Origin of the sequence: Polaribacter sp. Hel1_85 (genome assembly GCF_000766795.1) — a bacterium.
GTDB lineage: Bacteria > Bacteroidota > Bacteroidia > Flavobacteriales > Flavobacteriaceae > Polaribacter.
Genome location: NZ_JPDS01000002.1, coordinates 953,077 through 967,833 on the forward strand (window position 1 = coordinate 953,077; position 14,757 = coordinate 967,833).

Sequence of the window (14,757 nt, forward strand, 5' to 3'; positions counted from 1 at the left end):
TTATGAATACGTTAAGAAACAAAGTACAGTTAATTGGAAACTTAGGAAACAACCCAGAAATTATCACTTTAGATAGTGGTAAAAAACTAGCAAAATTTTCGATTGCTACCAATGAAAGTTACAAAAATGCGCAAGGAGAAAAAGTAACAGATACACAATGGCACAATGTTATTGCGTGGAATAAAACAGCAGAAATTATAGAAAGATATTTAGAAAAAGGAAACGAAGTTGCCATTGAAGGGAAACTAACTTCTAGAAGCTATGAAACAAAAGAAGGAGAAAAAAGATACGTAACAGAAGTTGTTTGTAATGAATTGTTGATGCTAGGTAATAAGTAGTAAATTAAATTGCTTTGAGAAAGATGAAACCCACTTATAAAGAGTGGGTTTTATTTTTAAGTTAAATTACCTGATTTAAAAGGTTTTAACTGATTAATGTCATAGGTTTAAGTTTTTAATTTTAATAATTTTAGAGACAGAGATTAAATGTAATTTAAAAAAGAAGGTATTGTTGCATCTAATAAATAGCTAAAACATGAAAACGCTTGTTTACAGTGCAAAAGATTTTGAAATTTCTTTTATAAAAAAAGCAAATTCTAAAAAACATAAATTAACTTTTTTGGAAGATTCGTTAACATCAGAATCTGCAATAAAAGCTATAGGTTATAAAGCTATTTCAATTTTTTCAAAAGATGATGCTTCCCCAATTGTAATTGAAAAATTAAAAGATTTTGGAGTAGAATTTATTACTTTAAGATCTGTTGGGCATGATAATGTAAATTTAAACACTGCAAATACACTTGAAATAAAAGTGGCAAATGTACCAGCATTTTCACCATATTCAATAGCTGAGCATGCTGTGAGTTTATTGTTAACTTTAAATAGAAAGTTAATAGAAGCTAACAAAAGAGTAAAATCTTTCAATTTTGATTTAAATAATCTTATAGGTTTTGACTTAAATGATAAAAAAGTAGGTATAATAGGTACAGGTAAAATAGGTTCTGTTATGACTAAAATAATGCATGGTTTTGGGTGCGAATTATTAGGGTATGATATTTTAGAAAATAAAGAATTGACTAAAAAATATGGAATGCAATATCAATCTATAGAAGATTTATGTGAAAATTCAGATATTATTTCACTTCACGTGCCCTTAAATAGTGAAACACATCATTTAATAGATAAAAATCTAATTAAACTAATGAAACCTGGAGTTGTTATCATAAATACAGCAAGAGGAGCAATATTAAACACAGAAGATATAATTAATGGACTAAGAAGTGGAATTATTAGTGCTTTAGGTATAGATGTGTATGAAAATGAAAAAGAAATCTTTTTTAGTAATCATTCTCTTGATATTATTACAGATGAAATGCTAATTAAACTAAACGCCATGCCAAATGTATTAATTACTGGGCATCAGGCTTTTTTAACTGATGAAGCTTTAACAAATATTGCAGAAACTACAATTTATAATTTAGATTGTTGGACTGAAGGAATAGAAACTAAAAATGAATTGACAAAGATTATTAGTAAGAAAAAATAATCATCATTTCTTCTTACTATAACCATAAATATCTTTTAAAAAAACATTTTTTCCACTAACAGCATCTTTAATATTTAAATCATATCGAATGGATATTTTGGTATTTATTGGTGCGTAATAATAAATGACCCAGATATCTGATTCTTTAGTGCCAATACAACCATTAGAATAGGCTTTGCCAAGTGTTTTTGGGTTAGTTGTTGGATGAATTAATTGACCATAACGTAATCCATTTATTTCTGTTTCTATAAAAGGAATTTGAGGTAATTTTGTAACCTTTTCATCATCTCTGTTTGTTACAAAATATTGATGTCCATTAGCAGGGTTATAAAAATCTGGAAAACGTTCGTGCCTTACAATTGTTCCTTCTCCTGTTTTTGTTTTTAAATCTAAAACTCTTCCTGCCATTTTTAGGTATTTTTTTTCATTTCTTCCAACTCTAACGGAAAAATTATAAAGCTCTTTAGAATTTTCGAAAATTCGAAGTTTAAATTCAGGAATATTGACATCTATTTTAGTGTTTTCAAATAAATTGAGAAGCTTCTTAGCTAATTTATAATTAGGTAAAATTAACTGATCTCCTTTTTTTAAAACAATCATTTTTTTCTGATTGTATATAAAAGAATCTTTTTCTTTCATTAAATAATAATCAGTGTTTTTAAGCGTGTTAATTATCCAGGGATTTGCTCTTACCAAAAGATGTTCTGTTAATTTATATGATGTAATAGAATCGTATTTTATAACAATAGAATCTAAAAATTGAAAGTAATTTTCTACAGTAATATTTTTATCAACCTTTATTTTTTTAGAGGAAATATTTTTAATTATAATGTTTTTTATTTGAATAGGCACAAAAGTGTTTGAATAGCTATTATTAAAACTAGCTAATAAAAAAATAATTACAAAAAGGTTTATTTTATTTTTCATTTTTCTAAGAATTATAAGCACCTTTATGCTAAGTTAGGTTTTGTAAAGTAGAATTGAAATGATAAATATCATTTCGATTTCATATAATTTTAACTTCTTTTACATAAGGAACTAAAATGTATTCTTATGAAAATAGAACATTTAGAAGAGCGAGTTAATGATTATAAAGAATCAATAAAAACAGTTGTTGATAAAAAGACTCAATGGGAAAGTAGTACTAAAAAACTGATAATTAGAACTCTTAAAAAAGCTGCTAAACATTTTAATATTGGATGGAAAGTACAAGAGCTTAATTGGATTTATAATAACGAAGCAGTCAATATAATTTTTGATTCTTTTCCTTCTGATCTTATTGACTGTACCAATAAAATACCTACATATCAATTTATACAAGGAGGAGCATTAGTTTTTTCGCAATCTTATAGTGGTGATGTTTATGTATTGGTGCTGTTCCCTTTTGTAGATCAATTACAAATAGAAAATACAAGTATAGATCTTGGTGTTTATAATCCAACTGAAATCACAGAAAAACTTATTGTTGAAAAAGTAGATGAGTTTTTAAAAGAAATGATAAAGTGGGAAGTTCCTTCTTACAGAAGTAAGTTAGGTTTTCAGCATAAAGAAATTTAAATATTTTTATTGCTCTCTTCTTTTACCGGTTATTTCACTAATGTTTATTTTATAAACAATAGGCAGTTTATTTGTATGTGTTTTACTAGAAAAGTCTCCAATAAAATTTAAATGTTTTTCTTCTTTCTTTATAATAAGGTTTTTAATTCCTTCTGTAAATTCGTGTAAATATCTTTTTGCATCACTACCAGTAATTTCTTCAAAAAGCCCATGTGCTAAAACAGAACCCCAACGATTAACATCTTTTATTTCAGAGACCTGAACAGAAACGTTATTGTTTTTTCGCATTGCTATTGTTTTGTGGCCTTCAGTAGAATAACCAACAACTAAAATGTTTTTGTTATCAAAAAAATAAGTAATAGGCACAATAAAAGGCCTTCCGTTATATATATAACCAAGTTGGCCAATATAATTGTCAGCTAAAAGGTTTCTGCACTCTTTTTCTTTTAAATCAGTTATCATAACGCTTTTTCTTTATAGTTGTAGAAGCTAAGCTATTTTAAAAAAGATAAAATAAACATGATATTAGTCAGTTTGATGAAGTTTATTTTCTTCTCAGATCAATTAATGTTATTTCTGGTCGCATTCCTAATCTACCAGGAAAACCATGCCAACCTAAACCACGATTTACATACAAATACTGGTTGTTTTCTTTGTATAAACCCGCCCAATCTTTGTATTTATATTTAATAGGACTCCATTTCATTTCTTTATATTGAAAACCAGCTTGCATTCCATGAGTATGACCAGAAAGTGTTAAGGCAATATTTGATTTTTGTAAGACTTCTTCTCTCCAATGTGAAGGATCATGAGATAACAATATTTTAAAAGGAATTTCTGTAACATTTTGTATTGCTTTTTGCAGGTTTCCATATTGTTTAAACGGAGGTTTTCCCCAATTTTCTATACCAATTAGTGCAATTTTTTGTTGATTAAATTCTATGATTTCAGATTGATTTAACATGAGATTAAAATCAACATTTTTATAAAATTGCTTTATTTTTTCGAAATTATCTTGCTTTTCTTTAGGAGAATTCCAATTACTATAATCTCCATAATCGTGATTTCCTAAAATGGCATATTTACCTTGTTTAGCTTCTAGTTTTTTAAAAACCTTTTCCCATCCAATTAATTCCCAAGCAAAATTATTAACCAAATCACCAGTAAAAAAAATAAAATCGGGTTCAGAATCATTTATCATTTTAATAGCTTTATCTAAAATGTGATATTTATAATTAAAACTCCCTATATGAATATCAGAAATTTGAATGATTTTTAACCCAGAAAAAGAGCTAGGTAAATTTTGATGCTTAATGGTAATATGGTGTATTTTAAATCGATATAAACTTATAAAAACACCATACATTATTACAAAAAATGGTAGAAATCCAGAAAATAAACCAATTAATGGAACTACAATTAAGGATGCTTTTTCAGTAAACACATAGTTTGAAAAAAACAGTATTGAAATTACAATTACAAATATAATTTTTGGAACAAAAGAAGAAATTGTTAATCCATATAAAGAAGAAACTAAAATGTGTTTTCTTTTTGGGTTTATATCATCTAAAGTAATTTTTAAAGTTATTATTAAGCTAATTAAACCAACTGTAAATACCCAAAAAATAATGTTTATTAAAGTTTTTAAACCTTTTGATGTTATGAGTTCTGTAATGGATTGTAGCCAATAAAAAGCTAAAATATCTACTATTAAAATGGCTAAACATAAAAGTAAAATGGTAAATAATGAGTAGCTTTTCATGAGAAATTAATTTAAATTTCTACGTTTATCTTTAAGGGCCCAAAAGATACTTTTTACATCAGAAACCCAATTTTTATACATAAAAATTAAAGAAACTTCTTCTATAGTTTCTAAAATCCCAATAACTATCATTATATAAAACAATGAATATTCTGGGTTAAAAAATAATGACCAAAGTATAAATACACTTTGCATTAAAGCAGAAGTTTTTGCCAAATATGTATGAAATGCAGTTGCTTTACCGTATTTATAAAAGGCAATTAACATTTGAAAAATATAAGGAGTAAATGCAATTAAAATAATAGTAAAGTTTGTTTTAATAAATTCATTTTCAAAATAAAACAAACCAATAAGTCCAATAATTAAAGTTATTTGATCTCCTATAGAATCTAATTGAGAACCTCTGGCACTTGTAATTTTTAATTTTCTAGCTAAATAACCATCAATTGCATCTGTTAAATAACTTATTAATAAAAACCAGGTAAAAACTAACTGAACATCAAACCAAATTAAAAGCAGTAAAAAAGGGGCAGCAATCACTCTGTAAAAAGAAAACCAATCTGCAACATTATAATTTTTGAAAGTTAGAATTTTCTTAGTTTTCATAAAATTTTAGTTTGTTTTGTAAATGAGTAATTTCTTTTTTTAAAGAATCAACTTCATTTAATAAGTTGTAAATTACATCTACACCTTCTAAATTTATATTTAAATCATAGTGCAAACGAATCATTTTTTCAACTTCTGTTATTTGAGTAATTTTAAGATAATCGTTATTTTCTGCAACAATAACTTCTACCAATTCATACTCTTTTAATTCATTAATAAAAGCTGTAGGAATGCTATAATGCTCACAAAATTGCTGTATAGATATTAAATTTTGAGTTTCCATATTTAGCGTTGTTTTTGTAATTCTTTAATTAATTCTTTTTCTTTTTCTGTTAATTTGGTTGGTATTTTAAGTTGATAAGTTATATACAAATCTCCAAATTGCCCTTCTTTTTTATAAATAGGAAATCCTTTACCTTTTAATTTTACTTTGGTTCCATTTTCTGTTTCTGGTTTAATTGTCAACTTTACTTTTCCATCAAAAGTATCTACCATTAAATCTCCACCTAATAAAGCAGTGTATAAATCTAAATCTACATTTAAGTGTAAATTATTATGATCTCTTTTAAATTTTGTATTGTTTTTTATAGAAAACTGAATGTATAAATCTCCATTTGGCCCATTATTAACACCTTTTCCTCCATGACCTTTTATTTTAATATTTTGTCCGTTTTCTACACCTGCAGGAATTGTAATTCTGATGTTTTTACCATTAACAGTAATAACTTGTTTTTGAGTTTTATAAACATCTCTTAAGTTTAAATGTAATTCAGAATTGTAATCTTGACCCCTAAACTTTGCACTAGTTCTTCTACCTGCAGAAGCGCCACCAAACATGTCACCAAAAATATCAGCAAAATCTTCTTGAGAATATCCGCCAGAAGAACTTTGAGAACTTCTTTGGTATTGTTGTTGTCTTTGTTTTTCTTGTTCGTAAGCTTCAGCATTTTGCCAATGTTCTCCATATTTATCGTATTTCTTACGATTTTCTGGATTACTTAAAACTTCATTTGCTTCATTAATTTCTTTAAATTTTTTTTCGGCAATTTTATCGTTTGGGTTTAGATCTGGGTGATGTTTTCGCGCTAGTTTTCTATACGCTTTTTTAATATCAGCTTCAGAAGCTTTTTTAGTAATTCCTAATATTTTGTAATAATCTAGAGACGCCATTATCGTTTGATTTTAAGAGCATAAATAAAATTACTAGAATTAAATTGAAAATAAAATGAGAATTGTCAGTTCATTAAATAATTTCAGCTAATAATTCTGCCATCTTCCATGGTAATAATTCTATCTGTTCTTTTTGCAAAATCTTCATCGTGAGTTACAATAAGAAAAGATAAATTTTGCTCGTGACTTAATTGTTTAAAAATGTTAAAAACATTATCAGAATTATGGCTATCTAAATTACCTGTAGGTTCATCTCCCATAATTATTGATGGATTATTTATCAAAGCTCTAGCAATAGCAACTCTTTGTTTTTCTCCTCCAGAAATTTGTGAAGCTTTCTTTTTAGCCAAATAATCGATATTTAATATTTTTAATTTATGCATTGCATTATGTTCTATTTCTTGAAAAGATTTTTCTCCTAATTTTTTAGCAGGCAGCATTACATTTTCTAGCACAGAAAACTCTGCCAACAAATAATGAAATTGAAAAACAAAACCAATATTTTTATTTCTGATATATGATAATTTATCTTTACTATCGCCTGTAATTAATTTGTTATCTAAATATAATTCACCTTCATAATCTGTATCCATAGTAGATAAAATATATAATAAAGTAGATTTCCCACAACCAGATTTCCCCATAATTGAAGTAAATTCTCCTTTATCAATTTTAAAATTAATATCCTTTAGTACATGAAAAAGTACTGGCTTTTTAAAATATTTATTAATATGTTTTGCTTCTAATACAGTATTCATTTTATTGACCTCTTATTATTTTTACTGGATCTATTTTTTTTGCTTTTTGAGAAGGTAAAAAACCAGCAAAACAAGTAGAAATGATTGCAAAAGTTAAACCTATTACATAATACCACAGGTTAAAATCTATTGGATATGTTTTTATTCTTGGTAATCCTTCTGTTTCATACGGAATCGTATTAATAATATTTGTAAAAAGCAACCCAAAAAGTAAACCCAAAACACCACCAACAATTCCGATAATCAATGCTTCACTCATAAAAATTATTTGTACATCTTTGCCCGAAAAACCGATTGCTTTTAAAATAGCAATGTCATTCATTTTTTCATAAATTAACATGTTCAAAATGTTATAAATTCCAAAACCAGCTACAACTAATAAAGTGAAAGAAACTACATACGTTATTAAGTTTCTTATAGAACTACCTGTTTCAAATTGTGCATTTGCAGTATTAATATCAACTGCATTTAAATTAAATTGTTGTTCAATTTTTTTTGCCAATGGTAAGGCTCTATCAATGTCATATAATTTTACATTTATATCTGTAATATAGTTTTTAGCTTCTCCTAAAATAGTTTGAACTGTTTTAATATTAGTAAAGCTTTGAATAGCATCAATATCAGAAACTCCACTTTGATAAATACCAACAATTTTAAGTGGAAAAACAGTTCCATTTACAGTACTTATTTGAACTCTTTCTCCTATTGACAAAGACATTTTTTTTGCAACTCCAGAGCCAATTATGATACTATTTTCTGTGTTTTTTAAATCTTTTGGAGAACCTTCTATTACATAATCTTTAAAATTAAAAAGCCGTGCTTCTTCTATCGGATTTATTCCTGTTAAATTCCCAACAAGTTCTATAGACCCAGAAATGTAAAAAATATTTGTTTTTATTTGCGAAATTGCTCCTTTTACATCTTTATTATCATTTAAATACTTAATAATTGGCAATGCATTATGTATTTTTTTTTGATTTAATTTTGGCTTAATAGAATGTACAACATTAAAGCTATTTTTAAAATCATCATACAAAGAAATTGGTTGTTGTTTAGAGGGTTCAATTTCATTATAGATATGAATATGAGGCGTTTGATTTAAAATTAAATCATCTAACACATTGTTTAAACCGGTCATAAAACTAGCCAAAGTAATATAAGATGTAATACCAAAAGTAACGCCTAAAGCAGCAACAGCAGTTTGCTTAAATTTTGTTAGCAAATGCTTTTTTGCAATGTTTAAAAGAACTTTCCAATTAACCATTATTCTGGTTTATAAATTGTTGTGTTTTTTGAAATTCCAGAAATTACTTCTACAAATTCCATGTTTTGTAAACCTGTTGTAATTTTTACAATACCATTATCTGTTTTTACTTTATCAGAATCAATTAGATAATCTTTAGGAATTGTAAGTACTGCATCTTTTTTAGAAATGATAATATTTGCTTCGCCAGAAAGCCCTGGATATAATTTTTTAGGAGCTTTGTTAAATAAAGCTTCAACCTTAAAAGTTTGATTTCTGGTGTCTTTTAAAGGATAAATTTTAGATACTTTCCCTGTAAAAATATTTCCTTTATATGCATCTAAACTAATAATTACTTCTTGGTCTTTGCTTATTTTTACAATATCTACTTCATCAACTAACATTTCTAAAATAAAATTACTTGCACTACCTATTGCAGCTAAAGGTTCTATGATAGATACTATTTCTCCTGGTTCTTTAAAAAGAGCATATACTTTTCCATTAATTTTACTTTTTACGGTAAAATCTTTTGTGTTTATTAAGGAAGATTTATAATTATTTTCTGCTTGTTTTACAGCAGTTAAAAGCTGACTTTCTGTTCTAAAATAAGTGTTTTTTAGTAGTTGTAAATTATTTGATGATAATTCATAGTTTAATTTTTTGGTATCAAAATCAACCTTAGACCCTATTTTTTGGTTCCATAGATTTTTTTGTCTTACAAAGTTGATAGAATCATTACTAAATTTAATTTTAGCAGCTATAATTTCATCTTTAATACCATTTAAAACAGCAGCATTTCCATTAAAATTTTCTTTTGCTAACTCTAAAGATAATTTTGCGTTTTTTGTGTTTAATTGAGGGGTGTTATTTACTACTTGAAGAATAGTAGCTCCTTTTTTAATTAGTTGATCTTCTTCTACGAAGTTTTTTTCTAGAATTCCTGCTACAGAAGCATAAACTTGGTATAAACTATCTGGTTGTATAATTACAGAAGTATAAACAGACTCAGTTATACTTCTATATTCTGATGTTATTTTTTCTTTATTATTAGAACAAGATAAACAAATAAAACTAGCAAGTATTAGATAAAATCTTTTCATTTCATATAAGAATTTTAATACCCTAGTTTAGCAAGTAATAAAAACAATGAAGTGTATTAATAGTTTATACCTTCTATTTTTTTTATCATCAGTTTATTGTTTTCATCTAAAGTATAAAATAAGTTTTCAGCAATAATTTTACTTTTTATTTTTGGAGGTTTGGTTATATAATTTATGGAAAGTGCAAGACCTTCTGGCTCTGTTAAATTGTATATAATTACACCAAATTTATTAATTAAAACTTCTGTAGATTCATATCGAACTACATGTTTATCTAATATATGATTTTCACCTAAAACTTCTCTGTAAAGCTCAATAACAATTGCAAACTTATTATTAAAGTTTGTTGCATTTAAATACTGAGGTTTAATTACCGTTCTTCCTTTTGTATCAATAAAACCAAAATAAGATATTCCTTCTTTTTTTTCTGATATTAAACATCGTTCATTTATAAAAATAGGATATTTTTTATCGTCTATTTCTGTAACTACTAAATCATCTCTAAAATCAATAACAATATCTCCTTCTTGATTTATAAATGCCCATTGATCTCCTTTTTTTACTGCAGAATATCCTTCATTAAAAGGCGAAATAAAATCAAGTTTATCTGTGATTTGAGAAAACCCTAAAAAAGGAATTAAAATAAATAATATGAATGCTTTTTTCATGACTAAAATATTTTAAGATATATTCCTAAAAGTACTATAATTTAATACCTAATAAAATGACATTCATCATGTTGAGGTAAAAAAGAAAACATTCTTTTTTACACATTTTAGCTACTTTAAAATTTAGTTTTTATAAATTTTTAATAACACTTTTTAATTTTTCACTTACTTCTTGAGCTATATTTTCTAATTGATTATTTTTAACAGATTGCATTGAAACTAATGGATTTATTGCTGCAATTTCAATTTTATTAGTATCAATCTCTTGAACAATAATATTGCAAGGTAACATGGTTCCTATTTTATCTTCTGCTTGCAAAGCTTTGTAAGCAAAAGCAGGATTACAAGCACCTAATATTTTATATTTTTTAAAATTGACATCAAGCTTTTTCTTTAATGTTTGTTGTATGTCAATTTCAGTTAAAACACCAAAACCCTGTTCTTTTAATAATTCTGTTACTTTTTTAATAACATCTTCAAAATTTCCAGATATAATTTTATTATGATAATAACTCATTACTCTATTTTTTAAGTTCAATACTAAGTTTTGCAACCAACATTAATTCCGATTTGTTTATATTAGATACCGACGCAGCTATTTTACCTGCCGTTTTAATAATAAGACTATTAATATCTTTTGTAAATAAAGAAGGATGCTCTTTTTTAAAATCGAGAAACTCATTATAACAAGTTTCAGAATTAGAAAAACCTTCGTTATTTAACCAATCAAAAACAGTTTCTATTTGATATGCTGCATCAGAATGAAAATCATCATCAACAGGATCAACTTTTGTCCACTTATTTTTTACAATTTTTTTTAAAACATCAAACTCAACTTCTTCCACAACATTGTCTGCAGCTGCTATTGCGTAAAATAATTTACCTAGATTTTCATAAAAAGAAATAATTGTATTTTGTGATGGTTTCATAATCAATAATTTATGAATATGAGTAAAGTTAGATTATTACATTTTATAAAATTATGACATAAGTCATTTTTAAACAGAATTTTTATCTAAAAAGTAGTATTTTTAAAAACTTTTTTAACCTTAAAACCTATTGCCAATAATGCTTAATAAAGAGCAAGATATTTTTAACGTACTTTTTGAAGCAGTGTCTGAAGGCGTTGTTGTTGTTGATGATAAACAGAAAATAGTTTCTGTAAACTCTTCTGTAGAAAAAATGTTTGGATACGATAAAGGTGAACTTATTGAACAACAACTTAATGTTTTAATACCTAGAAATTATCATGCTGGCCATGGAGCTCATTTTAATGGCTTTATGAAGAATAAGCAAAAAAGGCAAATGGGTAATGGTAGAGATTTGTATGGAGCTAGAAAAAACGGAGATGTTTTTCCTTTAGAAGCTGGTCTAAACCCTTTTGAGATTTATGGAAAAACATTTGTAATGGCTTTAGTTATAGATATTTCTGTTAGAAAACAGCAAGAAGCAGAAATATATAAATTAAATGAAGAGTTAGAAAAAAAGGTTAATGAAAGAACAAAAGAACTGAGTAAAACAGTTAACGAATTAAAGGTTGTAAATCTAGAATTAGATGAAGAAAACCAAAAAAGAATTGAAGCAGAAAACCAAATAAAAGATGCTTTAAAAAAGGAAAAAGAATTGAATGAGTTAAAAACCAAATTCTTGTCGTTGGTTTCTCATGAATTTAAAACACCTTTAAGTGGTATCTTAACTTCTACAATGTTGTTAGGTAAATATAAATTAGCAGAGCAACAATCAAAAAGAGATAAGCATTTAGAAACAATAACCAATAAAGTACATTATTTAAATAATATTTTAAATGACTTTTTATCGGTAGAAAAACTAGAAACAGGTAAAATTAATTATAAGTTTCATACTTTTAAATTGAGTAAAGTAGTAGATGAAGTAATTTATAATGCCAATATGCTTTTAAAAGGAGGGCAAAGAATTAAATACCCAGAAGATATTGATGATATTTCTTTAACACAAGACGAAAAAACAATTGAATTAGCTTTATCTAACTTAGTAAACAACGCAATTAAATATTCGCCAGAAAATACAGAAATAGACATTGATATAAAGCAAGACAAAAAATACACTATTTTTAAAATTAAAGATAACGGAATTGGAATTCCTAAAGCAGATCAAAAGAATATATTTAACCGTTATTTTAGAGCAGAAAACGCGCTATTAACACAAGGAACAGGGATTGGTTTAAATATTATAAAAAGCCATTTACAGAATTTAGGAGGAAATGTTACCTTTGAAAGCGAAGAGAATGTTGGATCTACTTTTATAATGAAGGTTATTAACAAAGCAATATGAAAAAAATATTATTAATTGAAGATGATGTGGTTTTAAGAGAAAACACCACAGAACTTTTAGAATTATCTAATTACGAAGTTATTAATGCTCCAAATGGTAGAATAGGAGTAACAGTTGCAAAAGAAACTTTGCCAGATATTATTGTTTGTGATATTATGATGCCAGAACTAGATGGCTATGGCGTGCTAGAAGCTTTAACGCAAAACGAAAATACACAACACATCCCTTTTATATTTTTATCTGCAAAAACAGAAAGAAAAGATGTTAGAAAAGGAATGGATTTAGGTGCAGATGATTATATCACCAAACCTTTTAATGAAGAAGAACTTATTAGTGCTATAGAAAGTCGGTTAGCAAAAGCAGCAATATTAAAGGATCAAAGAGAACAAAAAGAAGAAAGAAAAGAAGAGAATGAAGCTTTAAGAAGTTTAAATGATTTAAAAAATTATTTTGATGATAATGGAGAAACTTTTCTTTTTCCTAAAGAGTCAATCATTTATAAAGAAGGTAATAACTCTAATTATATTTATTTAATAATTAGCGGACTTATAAAATGCCATAAGTTAGATGAACAAGGAAAACAACTTACAACAGCGCTATACAAAGAAGATGATCTGTTTGGTTATACTTCTTTTACCCAGAATTTAGCATATCAAGAATCGGCAACTACAATACAAGAAACTGAATTAGTAGGTCTTTCTAAAAAGACATTAACTAATGTTTTAAGTAAAAACCATAAAGTAACTTTAGAATTAATAGAATTGCTAACTGAAGATTTAGCTGTTGTAAAAGATCAGCTTTTACAAATGGCTTATAGTTCTGTTAGTAAAAAAACAGCAAATACAATTTTAATGTTTGCCGAAAAATTAAATAGAAAACCAGAAGAGCAAATAAAAATTTCTAGAAATGATTTAGCAAGTGTTGCAGGTATTGCAACAGAAACATTAATAAGAACAATGTCTAGTTTTAAAAAGCAAGGTCTTATCGAAATTGAGGGTAGAACTATTAGAATCTTAGATTTAGAAAAGCTAAAAGAAATCTGCTAATATTGAGCGATTTAGAGCCAATATGACCAATATCATTTTTTTAAAAAGTCTTCTAATATTATTTTTGTCTTTATACAAAGATGAATTTTAATGAAAACGATTTTATTACCAACAGATTTTTCAGATAATTCTTGGAATGCGATTGAGTATGCTTTAAATTTTTATAAAGACTCAACTTGCAATTTTTATTTATTACATATTAATAGGTTAAGTAGCATAGTAACTGATGATTATTACTATGCACATACTCAAGAAGTTCTTGTAGATGTTAAAGTAGAAAAAGCCAAAGAACAATTAAAAGCTCTTGTAAAAAAAATAGTAAAGAAATTTCCAAATAATAAAAATCATAAATTTTGTACCTTAACAGATAACGGTTCTTTTATTGAATCTTTAAGAAAACACATTGAAGAGAAAAAAGTAGATGTTATTGTTATGGGAACAAAAGGAGCTAGTGGATTAAGTAAATTTATTATAGGTAGTAATACAGGAGATGTTATTACAAAAGTAAAATGTACAACGCTTGTTGTGCCAGAAAATGCAAAATTTAAAAAGATAGAAGAAGTAGCATTTCCTACAGATTTCTCTTTGCCTAAAAATTTACATGTATTGCAACCAATTGTAGATATTTTAAACAAAAAGAAATCATCTTTAAGAGTTTTAAATATTAGTAAAAAAGATTCAATATTAAACCCTCAGCAACAAAAAAGCAAAGAATTACTAGAAGATTATTTTTATAATTATACACACAGTTTTCATTTTTTAACAAATAAAAAAGTAGAAGATGCTGTGCAATGCTTTGTAAAAAGTAGAGACATAGATCTAATTGCAATGGTTGCAAAAAATCTAAATTATTTTCAACAAATATTATTTCATAATAAAGTTGAAGAAATAAGCTATCATACAGATATACCTTTTTTAGTGCTTCATGAATAAAACAAAAAGTTATGGATATTTCAATTTTTTTGGCAAAGTTTTGGGGTTATTATTTACTT

The 14,757-nt window shown here is 26.3% G+C and carries 18 protein-coding genes; 6 read left to right on the forward strand and 12 right to left on the reverse strand.

What is annotated here, in order from left to right; all coding sequences use genetic code 11:
• Window positions 1–2: 2 nt before the first annotated feature.
• Together PHEL85_RS11250 and PHEL85_RS11255 are read left to right on the forward strand one after the other, a co-directional pair.
• A complete protein-coding gene (locus PHEL85_RS11250; RefSeq protein WP_036825070.1) occupies window positions 3–338 on the forward strand; it encodes a single-stranded DNA-binding protein in 336 nt (111 codons plus the stop codon).
• 196 nt (window positions 339–534) lie between these two features.
• Entirely contained in the window at window positions 535–1,545 is a 1,011-nt protein-coding gene (locus tag PHEL85_RS11255) for a 2-hydroxyacid dehydrogenase (RefSeq protein WP_036825072.1), read from the forward strand.
• A gap of 3 nt (window positions 1,546–1,548) precedes the next feature.
• On the opposite strand, the gene PHEL85_RS11260 is transcribed toward PHEL85_RS11255, so the two are convergent.
• On the reverse strand, window positions 1,549–2,472 hold the full coding sequence (locus tag PHEL85_RS11260) for a L,D-transpeptidase (RefSeq protein ID WP_052108549.1): 924 nt from the start codon (window positions 2,470–2,472) through the stop codon (window positions 1,549–1,551).
• A 126-nt stretch (window positions 2,473–2,598) separates the two neighbouring features.
• On the opposite strand from PHEL85_RS11260, the gene PHEL85_RS11265 reads away from it, so the two are divergent.
• Window positions 2,599–3,102 carry a hypothetical protein gene (locus PHEL85_RS11265; protein ID WP_036825073.1) on the forward strand — a complete coding sequence of 168 codons (504 nt, stop codon included), beginning with the start codon at window positions 2,599–2,601 and terminating at the stop codon, window positions 3,100–3,102.
• A 6-nt stretch (window positions 3,103–3,108) separates the two neighbouring features.
• On the opposite strand, the gene PHEL85_RS11270 is transcribed toward PHEL85_RS11265, so the two are convergent.
• From PHEL85_RS11270 to PHEL85_RS11320, 11 genes are all read right to left on the reverse strand, one after another.
• On the reverse strand, window positions 3,109–3,564 hold the full coding sequence (locus PHEL85_RS11270; protein ID WP_036825075.1) for a pyridoxamine 5'-phosphate oxidase family protein: 456 nt from the start codon (window positions 3,562–3,564) through the stop codon (window positions 3,109–3,111).
• A gap of 82 nt (window positions 3,565–3,646) precedes the next feature.
• Entirely contained in the window at window positions 3,647–4,864 is a 1,218-nt protein-coding gene (locus PHEL85_RS11275; protein WP_036825077.1) for a metallophosphoesterase, read from the reverse strand.
• A gap of 6 nt (window positions 4,865–4,870) precedes the next feature.
• Complete coding sequence (locus PHEL85_RS11280; RefSeq protein ID WP_235318268.1) at window positions 4,871–5,470, reverse strand: CDP-alcohol phosphatidyltransferase family protein; 600 nt, start codon at window positions 5,468–5,470, stop codon at window positions 4,871–4,873.
• Window positions 5,460–5,753 (reverse strand): chaperone modulator CbpM, encoded by a 294-nt coding sequence (locus PHEL85_RS11285; RefSeq protein ID WP_036825078.1) that lies wholly within the window; start codon window positions 5,751–5,753, stop codon window positions 5,460–5,462. The genes PHEL85_RS11280 and PHEL85_RS11285 overlap by 11 nt, the downstream gene beginning before the upstream one ends.
• A gap of 2 nt (window positions 5,754–5,755) precedes the next feature.
• Window positions 5,756–6,640: a DnaJ C-terminal domain-containing protein gene (locus tag PHEL85_RS11290; protein WP_036825079.1), complete on the reverse strand. Its 885-nt coding sequence runs from the start codon at window positions 6,638–6,640 to the stop codon at window positions 5,756–5,758.
• 83 nt (window positions 6,641–6,723) lie between these two features.
• A complete protein-coding gene (locus PHEL85_RS11295; protein WP_036825081.1) occupies window positions 6,724–7,398 on the reverse strand; it encodes an ABC transporter ATP-binding protein in 675 nt (224 codons plus the stop codon).
• Between the two features lies 1 nt (window position 7,399).
• Window positions 7,400–8,662 (reverse strand): ABC transporter permease, encoded by a 1,263-nt coding sequence (locus PHEL85_RS11300; RefSeq protein ID WP_036825083.1) that lies wholly within the window; start codon window positions 8,660–8,662, stop codon window positions 7,400–7,402.
• Window positions 8,662–9,741 carry an efflux RND transporter periplasmic adaptor subunit gene (locus PHEL85_RS11305; RefSeq protein ID WP_036825084.1) on the reverse strand — a complete coding sequence of 360 codons (1,080 nt, stop codon included), beginning with the start codon at window positions 9,739–9,741 and terminating at the stop codon, window positions 8,662–8,664. The genes PHEL85_RS11300 and PHEL85_RS11305 overlap by 1 nt, the downstream gene beginning before the upstream one ends.
• Before the next feature lie 56 nt (window positions 9,742–9,797).
• Window positions 9,798–10,409, reverse strand: a complete 612-nt coding sequence (locus PHEL85_RS11310) for a WG repeat-containing protein (protein WP_036825085.1) — start codon at window positions 10,407–10,409, stop codon at window positions 9,798–9,800.
• 130 nt (window positions 10,410–10,539) lie between these two features.
• Window positions 10,540–10,926, reverse strand: a complete 387-nt coding sequence (locus PHEL85_RS11315) for a DUF302 domain-containing protein (RefSeq protein WP_036826271.1) — start codon at window positions 10,924–10,926, stop codon at window positions 10,540–10,542.
• Between the two features lie 4 nt (window positions 10,927–10,930).
• Window positions 10,931–11,338 (reverse strand): hypothetical protein, encoded by a 408-nt coding sequence (locus tag PHEL85_RS11320; RefSeq protein WP_036825087.1) that lies wholly within the window; start codon window positions 11,336–11,338, stop codon window positions 10,931–10,933.
• A gap of 139 nt (window positions 11,339–11,477) precedes the next feature.
• Here PHEL85_RS11320 and PHEL85_RS11325 point away from each other — a divergent pair, with 139 nt between their 5' ends.
• From PHEL85_RS11325 to PHEL85_RS11335, 3 genes are all read left to right on the forward strand, one after another.
• Window positions 11,478–12,719, forward strand: coding sequence for a PAS domain-containing sensor histidine kinase (locus PHEL85_RS11325; RefSeq protein WP_036825089.1), 1,242 nt, complete (start codon window positions 11,478–11,480; stop codon window positions 12,717–12,719).
• Window positions 12,716–13,765, forward strand: a complete 1,050-nt coding sequence (locus tag PHEL85_RS11330; protein ID WP_036825090.1) for a response regulator — start codon at window positions 12,716–12,718, stop codon at window positions 13,763–13,765. The genes PHEL85_RS11325 and PHEL85_RS11330 overlap by 4 nt, the downstream gene beginning before the upstream one ends.
• 90 nt (window positions 13,766–13,855) lie before the next feature.
• Window positions 13,856–14,698, forward strand: coding sequence for a universal stress protein (locus PHEL85_RS11335; RefSeq protein WP_036825091.1), 843 nt, complete (start codon window positions 13,856–13,858; stop codon window positions 14,696–14,698).
• Window positions 14,699–14,757: the final 59 nt, after the last annotated feature.

Bases quoted from the DNA above. Each gene is read 5' to 3' on its own strand.
- PHEL85_RS11290 (WP_036825079.1), bottom strand. From the start codon at position 6,640: ATGGCGTCTCTAGATTATTACAAAATATTAGGAATTACTAAAAAAGCT.
- PHEL85_RS11295 (WP_036825081.1), bottom strand. From the start codon at position 7,398: ATGAATACTGTATTAGAAGCAAAACATATTAATAAATATTTTAAAAAG.
- PHEL85_RS11275 (WP_036825077.1), bottom strand. From the start codon at position 4,864: ATGAAAAGCTACTCATTATTTACCATTTTACTTTTATGTTTAGCCATT.
- PHEL85_RS11320 (WP_036825087.1), bottom strand. From the start codon at position 11,338: ATGAAACCATCACAAAATACAATTATTTCTTTTTATGAAAATCTAGGT.
- PHEL85_RS11285 (WP_036825078.1), bottom strand. From the start codon at position 5,753: ATGGAAACTCAAAATTTAATATCTATACAGCAATTTTGTGAGCATTAT.
- PHEL85_RS11310 (WP_036825085.1), bottom strand. From the start codon at position 10,409: ATGAAAAAAGCATTCATATTATTTATTTTAATTCCTTTTTTAGGGTTT.
- PHEL85_RS11335 (WP_036825091.1), top strand. From the start codon at position 13,856: ATGAAAACGATTTTATTACCAACAGATTTTTCAGATAATTCTTGGAAT.
- PHEL85_RS11300 (WP_036825083.1), bottom strand. From the start codon at position 8,662: ATGGTTAATTGGAAAGTTCTTTTAAACATTGCAAAAAAGCATTTGCTA.
- PHEL85_RS11270 (WP_036825075.1), bottom strand. From the start codon at position 3,564: ATGATAACTGATTTAAAAGAAAAAGAGTGCAGAAACCTTTTAGCTGAC.
- PHEL85_RS11250 (WP_036825070.1), top strand. From the start codon at position 3: ATGAATACGTTAAGAAACAAAGTACAGTTAATTGGAAACTTAGGAAAC.
- PHEL85_RS11315 (WP_036826271.1), bottom strand. From the start codon at position 10,926: ATGAGTTATTATCATAATAAAATTATATCTGGAAATTTTGAAGATGTT.
- PHEL85_RS11325 (WP_036825089.1), top strand. From the start codon at position 11,478: ATGCTTAATAAAGAGCAAGATATTTTTAACGTACTTTTTGAAGCAGTG.
- PHEL85_RS11330 (WP_036825090.1), top strand. From the start codon at position 12,716: ATGAAAAAAATATTATTAATTGAAGATGATGTGGTTTTAAGAGAAAAC.
- PHEL85_RS11305 (WP_036825084.1), bottom strand. From the start codon at position 9,741: ATGAAAAGATTTTATCTAATACTTGCTAGTTTTATTTGTTTATCTTGT.
- PHEL85_RS11255 (WP_036825072.1), top strand. From the start codon at position 535: ATGAAAACGCTTGTTTACAGTGCAAAAGATTTTGAAATTTCTTTTATA.
- PHEL85_RS11265 (WP_036825073.1), top strand. From the start codon at position 2,599: ATGAAAATAGAACATTTAGAAGAGCGAGTTAATGATTATAAAGAATCA.
- PHEL85_RS11260 (WP_052108549.1), bottom strand. From the start codon at position 2,472: ATGAAAAATAAAATAAACCTTTTTGTAATTATTTTTTTATTAGCTAGT.
- PHEL85_RS11280 (WP_235318268.1), bottom strand. From the start codon at position 5,470: ATGAAAACTAAGAAAATTCTAACTTTCAAAAATTATAATGTTGCAGAT.